This is a genomic window from Gaoshiqia sediminis, assembly GCF_025907915.1.
GTDB classification, from domain to species: domain Bacteria; phylum Bacteroidota; class Bacteroidia; order Bacteroidales; family Prolixibacteraceae; genus Gaoshiqia; species Gaoshiqia sediminis.
In genome coordinates this window covers 77,801-93,127 of record NZ_JAPAAF010000006.1, presented here as the reverse complement: position 1 = coordinate 93,127, position 15,327 = coordinate 77,801, and the positions used below count along the sequence as shown (strand labels likewise).

The 15,327-nt window shown below is 47.4% G+C and carries 15 protein-coding genes; 4 read left to right on the top strand and 11 right to left on the bottom strand.

The genetic code is table 11. The features are described from left to right. Window positions 1-31: 31 nt before the first annotated feature. The 6 genes from N2K84_RS06430 to N2K84_RS06405 form a co-directional block, all read right to left on the bottom strand. Window positions 32-748, bottom strand: coding sequence for a LytR/AlgR family response regulator transcription factor (locus N2K84_RS06430; protein ID WP_282590962.1), 717 nt, complete (start codon window positions 746-748; stop codon window positions 32-34). After that, window positions 745-1,842: a sensor histidine kinase gene (locus N2K84_RS06425; RefSeq protein ID WP_282590961.1), complete on the bottom strand. Its 1,098-nt coding sequence runs from the start codon at window positions 1,840-1,842 to the stop codon at window positions 745-747. The genes N2K84_RS06430 and N2K84_RS06425 overlap by 4 nt, the downstream gene beginning before the upstream one ends. Before the next feature lie 97 nt (window positions 1,843-1,939). Further along, the gene (locus tag N2K84_RS06420; RefSeq protein ID WP_282590960.1) at window positions 1,940-3,160 is read right to left on the bottom strand and encodes an ABC transporter permease; all 1,221 of its coding nucleotides are present in this window, start codon (window positions 3,158-3,160) and stop codon (window positions 1,940-1,942) included. An 18-nt stretch (window positions 3,161-3,178) separates the two neighbouring features. Next, a complete protein-coding gene (locus N2K84_RS06415; protein ID WP_282590959.1) occupies window positions 3,179-3,928 on the bottom strand; it encodes an ABC transporter ATP-binding protein in 750 nt (249 codons plus the stop codon). 8 nt (window positions 3,929-3,936) lie between these two features. Then, window positions 3,937-5,148 carry an efflux RND transporter periplasmic adaptor subunit gene (locus N2K84_RS06410; protein WP_282590958.1) on the bottom strand — a complete coding sequence of 404 codons (1,212 nt, stop codon included), beginning with the start codon at window positions 5,146-5,148 and terminating at the stop codon, window positions 3,937-3,939. A 12-nt stretch (window positions 5,149-5,160) separates the two neighbouring features. Continuing rightward, window positions 5,161-6,498, bottom strand: coding sequence for a TolC family protein (locus N2K84_RS06405; RefSeq protein WP_282590957.1), 1,338 nt, complete (start codon window positions 6,496-6,498; stop codon window positions 5,161-5,163). 215 nt (window positions 6,499-6,713) lie between these two features. Between N2K84_RS06405 and N2K84_RS06400 the strand changes: the two genes are divergently transcribed. The 4 genes from N2K84_RS06400 to N2K84_RS06385 are packed head-to-tail and all read left to right on the top strand — an operon-like array spanning window position 6,714 to window position 9,828. Next, window positions 6,714-7,154: a thioredoxin family protein gene (locus N2K84_RS06400; RefSeq protein WP_282590956.1), complete on the top strand. Its 441-nt coding sequence runs from the start codon at window positions 6,714-6,716 to the stop codon at window positions 7,152-7,154. 3 nt (window positions 7,155-7,157) lie between these two features. Then, entirely contained in the window at window positions 7,158-8,147 is a 990-nt protein-coding gene (locus N2K84_RS06395) for an FAD:protein FMN transferase (RefSeq protein WP_282590955.1), read from the top strand. Beyond that, a complete protein-coding gene (locus N2K84_RS06390) occupies window positions 8,144-8,353 on the top strand; it encodes a DUF4266 domain-containing protein (RefSeq protein WP_282590954.1) in 210 nt (69 codons plus the stop codon). Before N2K84_RS06395 ends, N2K84_RS06390 begins: the two co-directional genes overlap by 4 nt. Window positions 8,354-8,364: 11 nt before the next feature. Then, window positions 8,365-9,828 (top strand): DUF3570 domain-containing protein, encoded by a 1,464-nt coding sequence (locus N2K84_RS06385; protein ID WP_282590953.1) that lies wholly within the window; start codon window positions 8,365-8,367, stop codon window positions 9,826-9,828. 68 nt (window positions 9,829-9,896) lie between these two features. Here N2K84_RS06385 and N2K84_RS06380 read toward each other — a convergent pair whose 3' ends face one another. The 5 genes from N2K84_RS06380 to N2K84_RS06360 form a co-directional block, all read right to left on the bottom strand. Next, window positions 9,897-10,115: a C1orf53 family protein gene (locus tag N2K84_RS06380; RefSeq protein WP_282590952.1), complete on the bottom strand. Its 219-nt coding sequence runs from the start codon at window positions 10,113-10,115 to the stop codon at window positions 9,897-9,899. Between the two features lie 8 nt (window positions 10,116-10,123). Then, window positions 10,124-11,347, bottom strand: a complete 1,224-nt coding sequence (locus N2K84_RS06375) for a bifunctional 3,4-dihydroxy-2-butanone-4-phosphate synthase/GTP cyclohydrolase II (protein ID WP_282590951.1) — start codon at window positions 11,345-11,347, stop codon at window positions 10,124-10,126. 76 nt (window positions 11,348-11,423) lie between these two features. Beyond that, a complete protein-coding gene (locus N2K84_RS06370) occupies window positions 11,424-12,605 on the bottom strand; it encodes a glycosyltransferase family 2 protein (protein WP_282590950.1) in 1,182 nt (393 codons plus the stop codon). Beyond that, on the bottom strand, window positions 12,598-13,803 hold the full coding sequence (locus tag N2K84_RS06365) for a glycosyltransferase family 4 protein (RefSeq protein ID WP_282590949.1): 1,206 nt from the start codon (window positions 13,801-13,803) through the stop codon (window positions 12,598-12,600). Before N2K84_RS06365 ends, N2K84_RS06370 begins: the two co-directional genes overlap by 8 nt. Then, window positions 13,778-15,286, bottom strand: coding sequence for an LptF/LptG family permease (locus tag N2K84_RS06360; RefSeq protein WP_282590948.1), 1,509 nt, complete (start codon window positions 15,284-15,286; stop codon window positions 13,778-13,780). The genes N2K84_RS06365 and N2K84_RS06360 overlap by 26 nt, the downstream gene beginning before the upstream one ends. Between the last annotated feature and the right edge of the window lie 41 nt (window positions 15,287-15,327).

Sequence of the window (15,327 nt, the reverse complement as noted above, 5' to 3'; positions counted from 1 at the left end):
GACCGAATGGCCAATCTTCAGGAAAAAGGATTTACAAAAAATTTCGGTTCAGGTATTCCTGAAAACGATCTTTGTACTGGTCGCTCACGGGAATATAGGTTTTCCCGAACACAATGCGACTGCGCTCGATGGTTGCGATCTTTTCGAGGTTGACGATAAACGACCGGTGTACCCTCATAAAGCGGTCGGCGGGTAATTTCTGTTCCAGCGCTTTCACCGAATTCAAGGAGAGGATTGGCTTTTCTTCGTTTTGCAAGAAAACTTTCACATAATCCTTTAATCCTTCGATGTATAAAATATCGTTGAAGTTGATGCGGCGGATTTTGTATTCCGATTTCAAAAACAAAAACTGATTGTTGGCCTCAATGGTTGGAAAGGCCGACTGCTCTAGTTCGACCAGCTTTTTCGCTTTTTGTGCCGCCACCAGAAATTCCGGGTAGCTGAACGGTTTTAGCAGATAGTCCACCGCATTCACCTTAAACCCTTCGATGGCGTACTTTTCGTAGGCGGTAGTGAAAATAATTTTGGGCGGATTCGTGAGCGTTTTGGTGAATTCAATGCCGGTGAGGTCGGGCATCTGAATGTCGAGGACAATGAGGTCAACCACCTGGTCAGCCAAAAAATCCATCGCATCCATCGGATTATCAAACTCGCCCACCAGTTCTAAAAACGGGGTTTTCTGAACATAACCGGCTACCAATTTCAGGGCCAGCGGTTCGTCATCGAGGGCAATGGTCCGGAGCTTCATGCATTCAGATTTTTGGTTTCCAGCTTCAGTTCGACCCGAAAATCGCTGTCAGTTTTTACAATATGCAACACATGCTGGTTTGGGAACAGCAGGTCCAGGCGCTTTTTCACATTGTCGAGCCCAATGCCTGAATGTTGCCCGTCGCCGGCCTGGCTGCTGGCGCCAATACTGTTCCGCGCAAAAAATGAAACCGAGCTCCCCTCAACCTTCATGCTGATTTCGATGAAGGAGTTTTCGCGATAACTTACCCCGTGCTTAAAGGCGTTTTCGACAAACGGTATAAACAGGAGCGGCGGTACAAAAATGTCCTCCACCTTTTCGGGAAGCGAAACAGAAAGTTCCACCTTTTTGCTCAGGCGGAGTTTCATCAGGTCGATGTAATTGTGCATAAACGCAATTTCGTCGCTCAACCGCGACAGGCTCTGCTCGGATTCGTATAGCAGATAGCGCATTAGCTTCGACAGCTTCAGCACAGCATCCTGTGCCTCGCCCGTATCAATGCCAATGAGCGAATAAATATTGTTCAGCGTATTGAAAAAGAAATGCGGGCTGACTTGGTTTTTCAGAAATGCCAGTTCGGAATTCAGCTTTTCCTTTTCCAGTTCCTTGCGTTGCTTTTCGTTCTGCCCCAATTTTTCGAGTACACCCAGCCCCAGCGAAAATCCCGAAATCAACACCGCCGTGTAGAAATAATTAAAAATCCGAAACTGCCGGAATGGTGGCCGATCCACCTCTTTCCCGTTGGCAAGTTCCTTCATAATCCGCTCTATCTGTTCTTCGTGCTCGGGGAAATGAAAAAGGTACTCATTTAAAATCCAGGACACCAAGAACAAAGCGACAATACCCCCGGCTGCATACAAAAAGTATCTCAGTTTACTTTCCCTGAAAAAAAATTTCGGAACAATCCAGAGATAGTTCAGATAGAAAATAGCGCCATAAATGGCCGTGTTGGCATAAAACTGATACAGAAAACCGCCACCTTGCCCGCTGCCAAAAGCACTGACCAGGTAACGCGGAATAATTACAATGATCAGCCAGGCCATGGCATGCAGGACAACCGTCAATTTTTTATTGGAAAGGAAGGTAAAATTCATTTCAACGATTTTGTTCAGATCAAATATAGCGAATTAGCCTGACAGACTGGCTTTGCAGGAATCTTTCAGTAAGCTTCCTGCCATCGGCACACATGCACTATTCGTAACGCAATGCATCAATCGGGTTCAGGGCGGCAGCCTTCCGGGCCGGGTACCAGCCAAAAAAGATACCAATGGCCGAACAAACCAGGAAGGAGAAAAACACAGCGGAACTCATGATCACTACCGGCCAGTTCATCACCGACGATACTGCCCAGGTAGCAAGAATACCCAGCATAATGCCAACAACCCCGCCCGAAACGCTCAACAAGATGGCTTCAACCAAAAACTGCATCATGATATCCACCCCGCGTCCGCCAACCGACAGGCGCAGGCCAATTTCCTTGGTGCGCTCGGTTACCGATACGTACATGATATTCATGATACCAATGCCGCCCACCAGCAACGAAATACCGGCAATGGCGCCCAGCAATGCAGTGAGCACATCGCTGATGGAGGTAAAGGTGGAAACTAACTCGGATTGCGACATCACCCGGAAATCATCCGTATCGTTTTCTTTTATTTTATGGGCCTTCCTCAGCGTTTGAGTCAACTGCTCGATGGCCACGTCATTCATATCTTCGGAAACCGCCGATGCAAAAATGCCCTGAATATGGGTAATCGATAAAATCCGTTTTTGCACAGTGGTATAGGGCGACAGCATCAAGTCGTCCTGGTCCTGCCCCATGCCATTCTCTCCTTTCTCGGCCAGCACACCGATAATTTTAAACGGAATGTTATTAAATCGGACTGATTTTCCGATGGGGTCGATGTCCGTTCCGAAAAGGTTATCGACCACCGTTTGCCCAACAATGCACACTTTGGCATAACTCCGCACTTCAGCTTCGGAAAAGATACGTCCGGCAGCCAGCGTATATTTCCGGATGTCGAGGTATTTTTCGTTCACCCCATACACCGTACTAGGCCAGTTTTTATTGCCATACACCACCTGTCCGCGCGAGCTCACCTGCGGCGATACGGCACTGATGGCGGTACATTCACGCTCCACCGCTTCCACATCGCTGAGTTTTATGGTTTGTGCATCGCTATTGCCCATCTGCACCCCACCCCGCTGCTCGGAGCCGGGCATGGCAAAGATCAGGTTAGTACCCATATCGGCCATTTGGTCCTGAATGCTTTTCTTCGAGCCCTGCCCGATGGCCAGCATCGCAATCACCGAAGCTACCCCAATAATAATTCCCAACATGGTCAGGAATGCCCGAAACTTATTCCGGCGCAGGGCATTCATCGAAATTTTTAATGTATTCCTGTAATTCATCTTTTCTCATTTTTACGTTTAATCCTCCTCCACCGGCAGGTTTTTCAGCATTTCGGCAGCATTCAGACGGTCCTTCACCATTTCTTCGCGAATGATGTGCCCATCGCGGAACACGACATTACGGGTAGTAAAGCGGGCAATGTCAGGCTCGTGGGTCACAAAAACGATAGTCTTTCCATCTTCGTTCAGTCGCTGCAACAGCGACATAATTTCGTAGGAAGTGCGTGTGTCCAGGTTTCCGGTAGCCTCGTCGGCCAATATGACCACCGGGTCGTTTACCAACGAGCGGGCAATGGCCACGCGTTGCTGCTGCCCACCCGACAACTGATTAGGCATGTGGTACATCCGGTCGGACAGACCAACGGCCTCCAACGCGGCAATAGCCCTCTCCTTGCGTTCTTTGGCCTTTACTTTTGAATTATAAAAAAGCGGCAGCTCCACATTTTCCAACGCTGTGGTGCGGGGCAGCAAGTTGTAACTCTGGAAAACAAAACCCAGCTTGTTGTTCCGCAGTCCGGCCAATTGATTTTTCCCCAGCTCTCCCATGCTCACCCCATCCAGCACATACTGTCCGGCAGTGGGCTTGTCCAGGCACCCCAGGATATTCAGCATGGTGGACTTGCCGGAACCGCTGGTGCCCATAATAGCAACAAACTCTCCTTGCTTAATCTCCAGGTTGATTCCCTTCAGTGCGTGTACTGTAATTTCGCCCACATGAAAATCCTTCTTCAACCCACTGACTTCAATAATTGTTTTCGGCTTGTTCATGAGCTTGATTATTTACGGTTATTACCCGGGCGTTGCGGCATAAACGGGCTACGGGCTGCCGACTTTTCACCGGCAGCGGCAGTACTTTGGATCAACGAAACAAGCACCTCATCGCCCTCATCCAAGCCGGAAATTACTTCATAAAAGGCTTCGTCTGTTTCCCCCAATGTCACCTGTTGCGAACGAATGACATTCCCTTTCTTTACCCAGACGGTTTTGCCCTGCTCACCGGAATCCGTCATCCCGGTTTCCGGAAGTTGCAAGTTTACCTCGGGGTGCGCCTCCTGATAAGCCATCAGTAGTTTCTGATCCGGATTAAAATTTAACGCTTTGGCCGGCATCAATGGGATGCCTTTTAATTCTTTTACATAAAACGAAGCATTGGCGGTCATGCCGGGCATCAGTTTTTTGTCGGGATTGGGCGCATTGATGACCACCGTGTAAGTAATGACATTGGAGGATTCTACAGGTTGCAGACGGATTTGAATCACCTCGCCGTCAAATTTTAAAGTTGGATACGCATCTACGGTGAATTCCACGCGCTGTCCGATGCGGACATTACCGATATCGGCCTCATCCACATTGGCTTCCACCTGCATTTGCGTCAGGTCGTTGGCAATGGTAAACAAGGTTGGCGTGTTGAAGCTGGCCGCCACGGTCTGCCCTTCGTCCACGGCACGGTCGAGAATAATCCCGTCAATGGGCGAACAAATCGTGGCATACGACAGGTTGATTTTATTCTTATCGTAAACCGAACGGGCATTGTTTAAGCTGGCCACCGCCTTGTTGTAATTGTACACCACCAGGTCGTAGTCCGATTGGGCAATCAGCTTTTTCTCGATCAACACCTGATAGCGGTCATATGTTGCCTTCTGGTACTGCACTTCGGCTTCCGCCTGATCGACAGTCGCTTTACTCTGCTCCAACTGAGCCACCAAGGGGGTTTCGTCAAGCCGGGCCAGCAACTGTCCTTTTTTCACCTGCGAATTGTAATCGACATAAATTTTCCGGATGACACCCGAAACCTGGGTACCCACTTCAACCGTTTCTACCGCTTCAAGCGTACCGGTGGCCGTGATCACGTCGCTGATTTCGCCCCGGATGACCGCTGCAGTTTCCAGCTCAACCGTTTGGCCAGCCTTACTGAACGACCAAAAGGAAATAATTCCTGCGGCTATTATGGCCACTGCCAGAATACTATAGATGATTTTCTTTTTCATTGTTCCCGTTTTTTAAAGTGTTAATGGAATTCCTTTGTAGAAATCGAGGATTTTATAAGTAAAGATGAGGTTGTATTTTGATTGCAGCAGTTTGCTCTCAGCCTTAATCAGGTTGGTCTTTTCGAACAAATAGTCCACCGAGTTCATTAATCCGAGGTGAAATTTTTCGGTGGCCACCTGGTTCGATTCGTCAATGGCCTGATATTGCTCCAGGCTGGCCTCGTATTCTGATTGGGCAGCCACCACGTCCACCGTGGCTTGCTCAATTTCTTTGCGAAGCTGGTTTTTTGTATTGATTTCTTCCAGCTCAGCGGTGGCAATGCCAATTTGGGCCACACTCACGCTGGTTTTTGCCTGCTTTTTCTGAAAAATGGGCACCGTAAGCGATAAGCCCAACGAGGGACTGATTTGGTTTTTCAGCTGGTCGGCATAGTTGAAGCCGCCCAAGCCACTGGAATAAGCCGTTCCCAATCCGGCATCGAGCGACAAAGAAGGCAGGAGGCTGGCTTTGGCAATTTTTTCATCCAGCTCAGCGCTTTGCTTGTCCAACTCAGCCTTCTTGATTTGCGGCTTGATGGCGAGCGCCTGCGCATAAACCTCTCCCGCATCGGGAGTCAGGTTTTGGTTCAGCAACTGACCCAGACCCGGCGATGAAACGCCAAAACGCTCATCCACCGGCAACTCCATCAACTGCATTAAACTGACACGGGCAATCGACAATTGACTATTGGCATTCGCCAGGGTGAGTTTCTCGCTGGCCAGCTGTGCTTTTATCTGCAGGTAATCCGACTGCGACACCATGCCCAGGTTCAACCGTTCTTCGGCCAACGACAACTGTTCGGCCGTGGCTTCGATTTGTTTTTCGGCATTCACCACGTTTTCCTGCGCATAGAGCACCTGTAGAAAGGCATTCAGGATGTTCAGTTCAACCGACTCTTTCACCGTTTCGGAGTAGTAACGACTGCTCTGAAGTTCCAATTCCGATTGCTTCAACTGATTGTTTACTTTCATACCGTTAAACAAAACCATGCTGGAAGTAAGCGAATAACTGGTGCTGTTGGAGCCATCCAGGCTGCCAAATTCACCTGTTTGAGAGTCAATGTCCTTGTTCCAGTTAAAGTTTTGCCTGACCGAACCGCTGAGTGAAGGCAGCATAGCCGCCTTGGCCTGCTCGGTGTATAACTGGTTACGGTCGGTTGACAATTCGGCTTGCTGCACCTGGATATTCCTGCTCAACGCGTAATTGATGCAGTCTTCCAGTGTCCAGTCCGTTGTTTGCGCACTACCCGGAACCAGCACAACCAGCAACAGCAGTCCGATCAGAAAAATTTTCGTTTGACTTGTTTTCATACGCTTTACTTATTTACTGTAAAGGTATTTCCACAACTCCGGAGATAAAAAAACAATCGAAGTTTGGGTACTTTTCATCGATAGTCTGCCGTTATTTCAGAAATCGGGAACGGATAACAGGAATGCACGATCATTTTAGAAGTATTGATAGAACCAATGAACTATAAACGATCTTTATTGTTTTGAGGTAATCGCAAACACAAACAAATCCATATATGAAGAAGTATCAATTTTTAATCATCCTGCTCATTGGCATGACAACCAGCTCATTTGGCCAAAACTGGCTCACTAATTTTGATGAAGCGAAAGCCAAAGCGACCAACGAACACAAAAACATTCTGCTTGTATTCTCCGGGACTGATTGGTGCGCCCCCTGCATAAAACTGGAAAAATTCATTTGGCAGTCCGAAGAATTCAAAACATTTTCCGATGATCATTTTGTGCTCCTGAGGGCTGATTTTCCCAAATTAAAGAAAAACCAATTACCCGAAAATCAGCAGGAACAGAACAACAAGCTGGCAGAAAAGTACAATGAGAATGGATATTTTCCCCATGTTGTAATTCTGAACAATCAAGGCGCCATAATTGGCACTACCGGGTATAAAAATATCAGTCCAAAAGAATACATCGATCTGCTGGTGTCGCTTGAAAAATAAACTATGCAAAAGATAATTATTGTCTGTGCCCTTATTCTTTCCGAGCTTGCCGGGTTTGCCGGCGAAGTTTTTACCCGGACGCTTAAGCTGATGGGCAGCCGGTTTGAAATAACCGTTGTGGCTTCAAACAAAAGTGAGGGTGATCAGTTTATCCGGATGGCCATCGATGAGATTACCAGGATTGAGCAACTGATTTCATCGTGGGACCCCAGTTCTCAAACATCACTGATCAATCAAAATGCCGGCGTTAAGCCGGTAAAGGTAGGTTCTGAATTATTTGGGTTGATCGAGCGTTCCATTCAAATTTCAAAAATCACAGACGGTGCCTTTGATATTTCTTTCGCCGCGATGGACAGAATCTGGAAGTTTGACGGAACAATGATCCAGTTTCCAGACAGCTCGCAGATAAGTCAATCCGTATCGAAAGTTGGTTACGAAAATATTATCCTGAACCATCAGGACGGGACCGTATCTCTAAAACTCCCGGGAATGAAAATTGGCTTTGGGGCAATCGGGAAAGGATATGCAGCCGACATGGCAAAAGCGCTGTTGATGGACAAAGGGGTTGTTGACGGAATGGTGAATGCATCGGGCGACCTGAATTGCTGGGGAGAAAAGCCGGATGGTTCTCCCTGGTTGGTGGGAATTACCAACCCGCTAAACAAGAACCATGTTTTCTCTTGGTTTCCTGTTGAAAACAGTGCAGTAGTAACCTCCGGCAATTATGAAAAATACATGATTTTCGATGGAACTCGCTATACGCACATTATCGATCCGCGCACCGGTTACCCCACGCAGGGACTTGCCAGTGTCACCATCTTCGCCCCCAAAGCAGAGCTGGCCGACGCTTTGGCCACCTCTGTATTCGTGATGGGCAAAGAAACGGGCTTGGATTTCATCAATCAACTAACCGGAATCGAGTGCGTTATCGTGGATGATCTGGGTAAAATCTATTATTCAAAAAATATTGAACGAAAAACAACCGAAAAATGAAAAAGCTCGCAGTCTTCATATTGGCTTTGCTCGGCCTGAGTTCGTGTGTTGCGGTAAAAGAGTATGAGAAAATTTACATTAACGATCCTGACATGAAATTATCAGCCACGCCAAATGAACGTTTCGAGGTAAACTTCCAGGTTTATCGCGAAGCTGCAGCAGGCGCTAACGGCGGTAAAACAGGTGGCGGTTGTGGCTGTAACTAATCGTAAAAAAAATGAAGCATCTACTCCTCCTATTTCTGCTTGTCGGCATTACGCAGGTAAGTATCGCCCGGCAAGACTCCACAAAAGTCTATAAAAAACGTGTGCTTGAAAATACCGAAGTTGACCTGTTGATGAGCTACTACACTCAGGAAGGGGAACATTCACCGGTTAGCGGTGGCATTGGTACTGAAAGCCTGGATAATATCACTCCAACCATCGTGATTAACCTGCCCCTCAACGATGATGATGTACTCACTATTGATGCCGGCTTGTCAGCTTACACGTCAGCCTCCTCAAGCAATATCAACCCTTTTAATAATTCAGGAGCCTCACGGGGCGGAGATGATGATGATGACGAAGAGGAGCATGAAGACGAAGACCGGGTGAGTGTGCCAGGGGAGGTTACCGGAAGTCCGTGGGTAGCTTCATCGGGCGCCTCGCGAAGCGATGTGCTTGCCAGTATTAGTGCAACCTATACCCACAGTTCTGACGACCGGAATTTTATCTGGGGAAGCCATCTTTCCTTTTCGAATGAGTATGATTATTCGTCAATTGGTTTTGGCGGAAACCTGGCCAGGCTATTCAACGAAAAAAACACCGAACTTAGCCTGAAAGGACAGGTTTATCTGGATGCGTGGCGACCGATCTACCCAACCGAACTGCACGAATATGACCGGTACGGCGACAACTTCCTGAGTTCAGGTTATTTTGAAGGTGTTCCTGTTCGGGATGAAACCGGAGCCGAATCAACCGGCTACAAACCAATCAAGTTTAACCCGGTATCCGGCAAAAACCGGAACTCCTATTCCTTGTCCTTGTCATTTTCCCAAATATTAAGCAAAAAACTACAGGCCTCTGTTTTTTTGGATGTGGTTTATCAGGAAGGATTGCTGGCCACTCCGTACCACCGGATTTATTTTGCTGATCGACCAAACTATTATATCGGAACGGCCAGCGATATTCCGAATTACACAACTACTAAGAATACAGGCGTTTACCGACTCTCAGACGATATTGAGCGACTGCCGGATACACGGGTTAAGGTTCCGGTGGGAACACGGATTAACTATTACATCAACGAAACCTTTAAGCTTCGGACTTATTACCGGTATTATTTTGACGATTGGGGGATCAACTCGCATACTGCCAGTTTGGAGATACCGGTGAAGCTTTCGCAAAGCCTTTCAATTATACCAACCTACCGGTTTTACACGCAAACCGCAGCAGATTATTTTGCACCGTTTGAAAGCCATTTGTCAACCGAAGAATTCTATACTTCCGATTACGATCTATCGGATTTTCACAGCAATCAGTATGGGATCGGATTAAGCTATACGGATATCTTCACCAATTTGAAGATTTTTAAACTTGGGATGAAAAATTTAGATGTGCGGTATAACCACTATAACCGCAGTGATGGACTGAAGGCCAACATCATTTCTTTCGGGGTAAAGTTTATTCTCGACAAAAAATAGTTGAGGTTACTATCTAAATATTGCAAGTCTATAAGAACGAATATCAAAAAGCCGGACTCATCATCCGGCTATTTATATTTTTTTGCCACATCGGGGCGTAATTTTCGGTTTCCTTTTTGGGCTTTCGGATCGTAAGGGCAGTGTTTACACCCGTTTGAGCAGCAATACCCGCGACGGACCAAATAGCTTTCGGTCATCACCCGGTAGCCTTCTTTGCTGAGATAGTAATCTTCACCCTCCGCAAAACTATCGTAGCTGTCCGGAAACAGCTGATCGAACATCCCCATAGTTCACCTTAATCGTATTTAAAACGTTGCAGGAAATGCCCCATACGGTCGCGCTTGGTTTTCAGGTAGCGCTGGTTGTATTCGTTAGGCTCAACTTCAAGCGGAACAATTTCGGTAACCTTCAGTCCGTATCCTTCAATGCCAACCCGTTTCACCGGGTTATTGGTCATGAGCTTCATGTTGTGCACTCCCAAGTCGCGCAAGATCTGAGCGCCTACGCCATAGTCGCGTTCATCGGCCTGAAACCCCAGGTGGATGTTGGCTTCTACCGTATCCATCCCTTCATCCTGCAATTTGTAGGCGGCAATTTTATTCATCAGCCCAATTCCCCGGCCTTCCTGCATCATATAAACAACCACACCTTTGCCGGTCTTTTCAATCAACGCCATCGCCTTGTGCAGCTGGTCGCCGCACTCGCAACGCATCGATCCAAAAATATCACCGGTCATACAGGAAGAATGCATCCGTACCAGGATTTCTTCATCTTCGTCCCAAGAACCTTTTATCAGGGCAACATGCTCAGCCCCGTTTGACTTTTGCCGAAACGGGATCACGCGAAAATTACCATACTTCGTAGGCAGTTCCACTTCCTCGCCGCGGTCGATCAAACGGTCAGTTTGAAGCCGGAAAGCGATCAGATCTTTAATGGAGATAATTTTCAACTTAAAGCGGTCGGCCACTTTCATCAGTTCGGGCAAACGGGCCATGGTACCATCTTCGTTCATGATTTCGATGAGGACTCCGGCAGGTTTCAGCCCTGCCAGACGAGCCAGGTCAACCGCCGCCTCGGTATGACCGGCGCGACGCAATACCCCGCGCTCTTTTGCCTTCAGCGGGAAGATATGTCCGGGGCGGCCCAATTCTTCGGGATGGGTGCCTTCAGCTGCCAGCGCCTGAATGGTTTTGGCACGGTCGCTGGCAGAAATACCGGTAGTGCAGCCATGCCCGATCAGATCGACAGATACCGTAAACGGCGTTTGGTGCGAAGAGGTGTTCTCACCCACCATCAGATCGAGCTGAAGCTCTTCACAACGGCTTTCGGTAAGGGGCACACACATCAGTCCGCGCCCGTAAGTTGCCATAAAGTTTACTTTTTCGGGAGTAATCAGCTCGGCAGCAGCAATAAAATCACCCTCGTTTTCGCGATCTTCATCATCCACAACAATCACCAAATCACCGTTTTTGATGGCTGCAATCGCCTCGGGAACTGTATTTAATTTGAACTCGGTCATTATGCTTATTTGGTTTTCGAAAAATGCAGATGCAAAACTAACCAAAAATATCTATTTACAAATGACTTTGGGCAAGTTAAGCCCGCCGCGACTTTTCCCAGGCCACTTTTTGCCGACCCATAAAATATCGAATGCCACCAGCCAAGGTGGAATAATTCATCATGAAAAAATACGCGGGAAGAAAAAACAGTTTGTAGCGGGTAAGTGACTTTTCGAACAGCCACCCCAAACCGGCCAACAGGTAGATTAAGAACTGAAAACCAAAGAACAAGTCAAAGAAATCAGTCAATCCGCTTTGTTTGCCTGCAACCATGCACAAATTTACAGGCAGCAAGCCAAACACGGCAATCGGAGCCAGGGTCCAGCGCAACACTTTGTGTGAAAAAAACTGCCAGCTTAACCAGCCATAACGAACTGGATTCAGCAAGCCATACAACCGGGCAAGCGACTGAATGCCGCCTGCTGCAATCCGGGTTTTGCGTTTATATTCTTCGCGTAGGTTTAACGAGGCGGTTTCCACGGCAAAGGCAGCAGGCGCATAAGCAATCCGATGGCCTTTTTCAACCAGACGCATGGAAATCACAAAATCGTCGAGCAAGGTATCCGCATCTACCGGTTCGTACAATTCTCGACGAATGGCAAACAGCTCCCCCGCGGCGCCAATCGCCGAACTCAATTCGGCATCCAATGCTTTCACACGGGACTCAAACCGCCAGTAGAAACTTTCACCGATCGCAGCCATACTATCACATGGTTTCTCCAAGATCCGTTTTTCACCCGAGACGCAGCCCACCTTTGGCACCTGAAAATGCCGGACAATTTCCAGCAAAGCATCCCGCGCCAACATCGTATTGGCATCTGAGAAAACAACAATGGGTGCATCAACAAATTGCATTCCGCGGTTCATGGCATGAATTTTTCCGTTTCGCTCCGGCAAATGCTCCACCTGGATTTCGGGGAACACCCGCAGCCGATCCGGTGTTCCGTCTCCGGAACCATCCGTCAGCCAGAGGTATTGTATTTTTTCTTTTGGATAATTCAGTTGAAACGAATTTTCGACCTTCGCCACCACATGCCCTACTTCGTCACATGCTGTCACAAAAAGACAAACATGAGGAAGAACATCAGGAAGTTCAGCAGACATCTTTCGCCTCCTAAAAAGGTGCTTAAGTTTCACCAGCGCCCACAACAAGATAGCATATCCCGGAAAGGTGTAAATGACGATGAAGAAAAATATCCAAAACAGGGATTCAATCATGTAAATGCTGCTTGTAGAAGTCAATCAGGGAGCCAACGATAGCCAGGTTGTCAAATTTAACCCGAATAAGATCAACAGCCTGTTTACATAGCTTATCGAATAAACTTTTGTTTGCGGCCAGTTCAGCCACAGCCCGCACAAAACTGTCGGCATCGTCGGCAATCAGCACTGTTTCGCGATCTTTTGCCGGAATGCCCTCGCATCCGATCGAAGTGCTGATAATCGCCTTTCCAAGCGCCATCCCTTCTACAATTTTGACGCGCATGCCACTGCCCGAAAACAAGGGAACAAGCATAATTGCTTTTGAGCTCATAAAGCGGTGGGCATCGTCCACCTCACCCAGATAAACGAGTCCGGCTGTTTTTAGGCGAGCCTCCAACCAGGCGGGTGCGTTTCGCCCGGCCACGTAAAATTTCAACCCGGGATGATTTTGCAGTATCCGGGGCCAGCAATATTTCAAAAACCAAAGAAGGCCTTCCTGGTTGGGCCCCCAATCCAGCGCTCCGATATAAAACAATGAAGGATACTCCAACCCTTTAGCCGTGGGAACCAGGGTGGACAGATCGATTCCGGCTTGAGAAGTGTGGCGGTTTTTAGTATTCCCCATCTGATCCAAAATAGCTCCATCGCGATCGGTAATGGGCACCAACACGTCATATTTATTCAGGAATGACCGCTCAAATTTTCTCAGCCGCCCTGAGAGCAATTTCAGGTAAATTTTCCGAAAACCTTTAGCCAAACGTTCGGTTCGTTGCCAAATTTCATATTCGATGTTGTGGGCACGATAGGCAATCAACGCCTTGCTATGCTCACGGATGAGGGGAATGTAAGGACACAGGTACAGTCCTTCCAGCTGGATAACATCAAAATATTCCTCATCCAGCAAGCGAATCAAGGCACGGTTGTAGTCCTCACTCAGGAAACGCTCGGCATGATAAGGAAGATCCGAAAAAAGCAAGTTCCTCAGCACCCCATAGGGCGTGATCCGGGCAGAAACGTCCACCAGCCGAAAATCAATCTGCTGCCTCAGATGTTCGGGGATTTCGTCGGAATGCACATGGTGTTTATCCGTGTTCATCGCCAAAACCGTCACTTGGTGCCCGTGCAGAAAAAACCCTTTCGACAGGGTCAGAACGGCAATAGCACCGCCGTCATTTGGCGGCCACGGAACCTTATTGGTCAGCTGAAGTATCCGCATGTGCAGCCTTTACATGTTTATTTTTCAGATTAATAATAAACGAGAAGAAACGTTTGAGGTTGTGCTGATAGGTTTCAATATTCATGAGGCCCGAGTCATTGGCTGCCTTGTAGGTTAGGAAAAATCCAACAGGCAAAAAGATGAAGGTGGAAAACCACATTCCCTGAGACATTCCCCACATGTCTTCGCGCGCAAATTTCTCCCCGGAAATGGACACCATGTAATAGGTAATGAACATTAATATAGAAACAACAACCGGCATTCCCAGTCCGCCTTTACGAATGATTGCCCCCAGCGGCGCACCAATAAAAAAGAAGATAAGGCAGGCCACCGACCAGGTAAATTTCCGGTGTTTTTCCATTGAATACTTGTTGACATTTTTTTTCAGATTGTACAATTCAAAAACGTTCTGATCGATAATCTGCTTATTCATTCGGGCCGAGTTAAGGGCCGAAGATACAATCTCGTCTTTTTGCATGGGATCCAACCGGCTGTAAACTTCTGCAACATCAACCACGGAGTCTGCCTTAAAAACCTGATAATTCCTTAACGAGTCAACTGGTTGTGTCAACTCAACCACCGAGCGGTTCAGGGCATCGTTATAGCGCATACTGATGGCAAAGCGCCTGACCCTGTAATTAAAATCAGTATAGAGTGAGTCTTCCGAATGCTCCAGCTGCCCCAAGTTCATCATTCGGTAGGCATTCCGCAACATATTTTCATCTGTACGCTTAAACTCGAAATCGCGTAACGGAACAGTAATCACCTGCTTGCCAAAACGGGTACGACGAAACGGGTAACGTTTGTCGCGCCCGCGCTCGTTCGGGTTTTCCTCAACAGCTGTTTCTCCGTCAAACAAGGTCATCACCATAAATTTCTTGTCTTCCGAAATTTTCATATACCCCGAATCGGCCACCGTCACGGAAACATTTCCCTGATTATTGGTATGGTCGTAAATCAAGATTCCATAAAGCAGGTTGCTGCTACGGCTTTTGCGGTCGACCTTGATGCTGTAACCATCCATATCATTCGAAAATACACCTTCATTTATGATCATTTCCGGTTTTTGCCGTTTCACGCTGTACATGAGGGCCCCGAATTTCAGGTTGGTTTTTGGCAAAATATTATTTGAAAAATAAAAGGCAAACATCGTAAGGCCAACCGCGATAAACAGTAAAGGACGCATAATCCGAAACAAGGAAATTCCTGAAGCTTTCATGGCCACCAGTTCATAGTTCTCGCCTAAATTCCCGAAAGTCATGATGGAAGCCAGCAACATGGCAAGTGGAAAAGCCATGGGCACCAAGGCCAAAGAAGCATAAAACAGCAATTCAACCACAATGTTCCATTCGAGTCCTTTCCCAACCATATCATCAATATATTTCCACAGAAACTGCATCAGCAGGATGAAAACACAAATGAAGAAGGTCATCAGAAATGGCCCGAGAAAACTTTTTAAGATAAAAACATGTAAACGTTTCATGGTCTGTTTTTGGGAAACGATTACAAAACTAAGTTATTTTA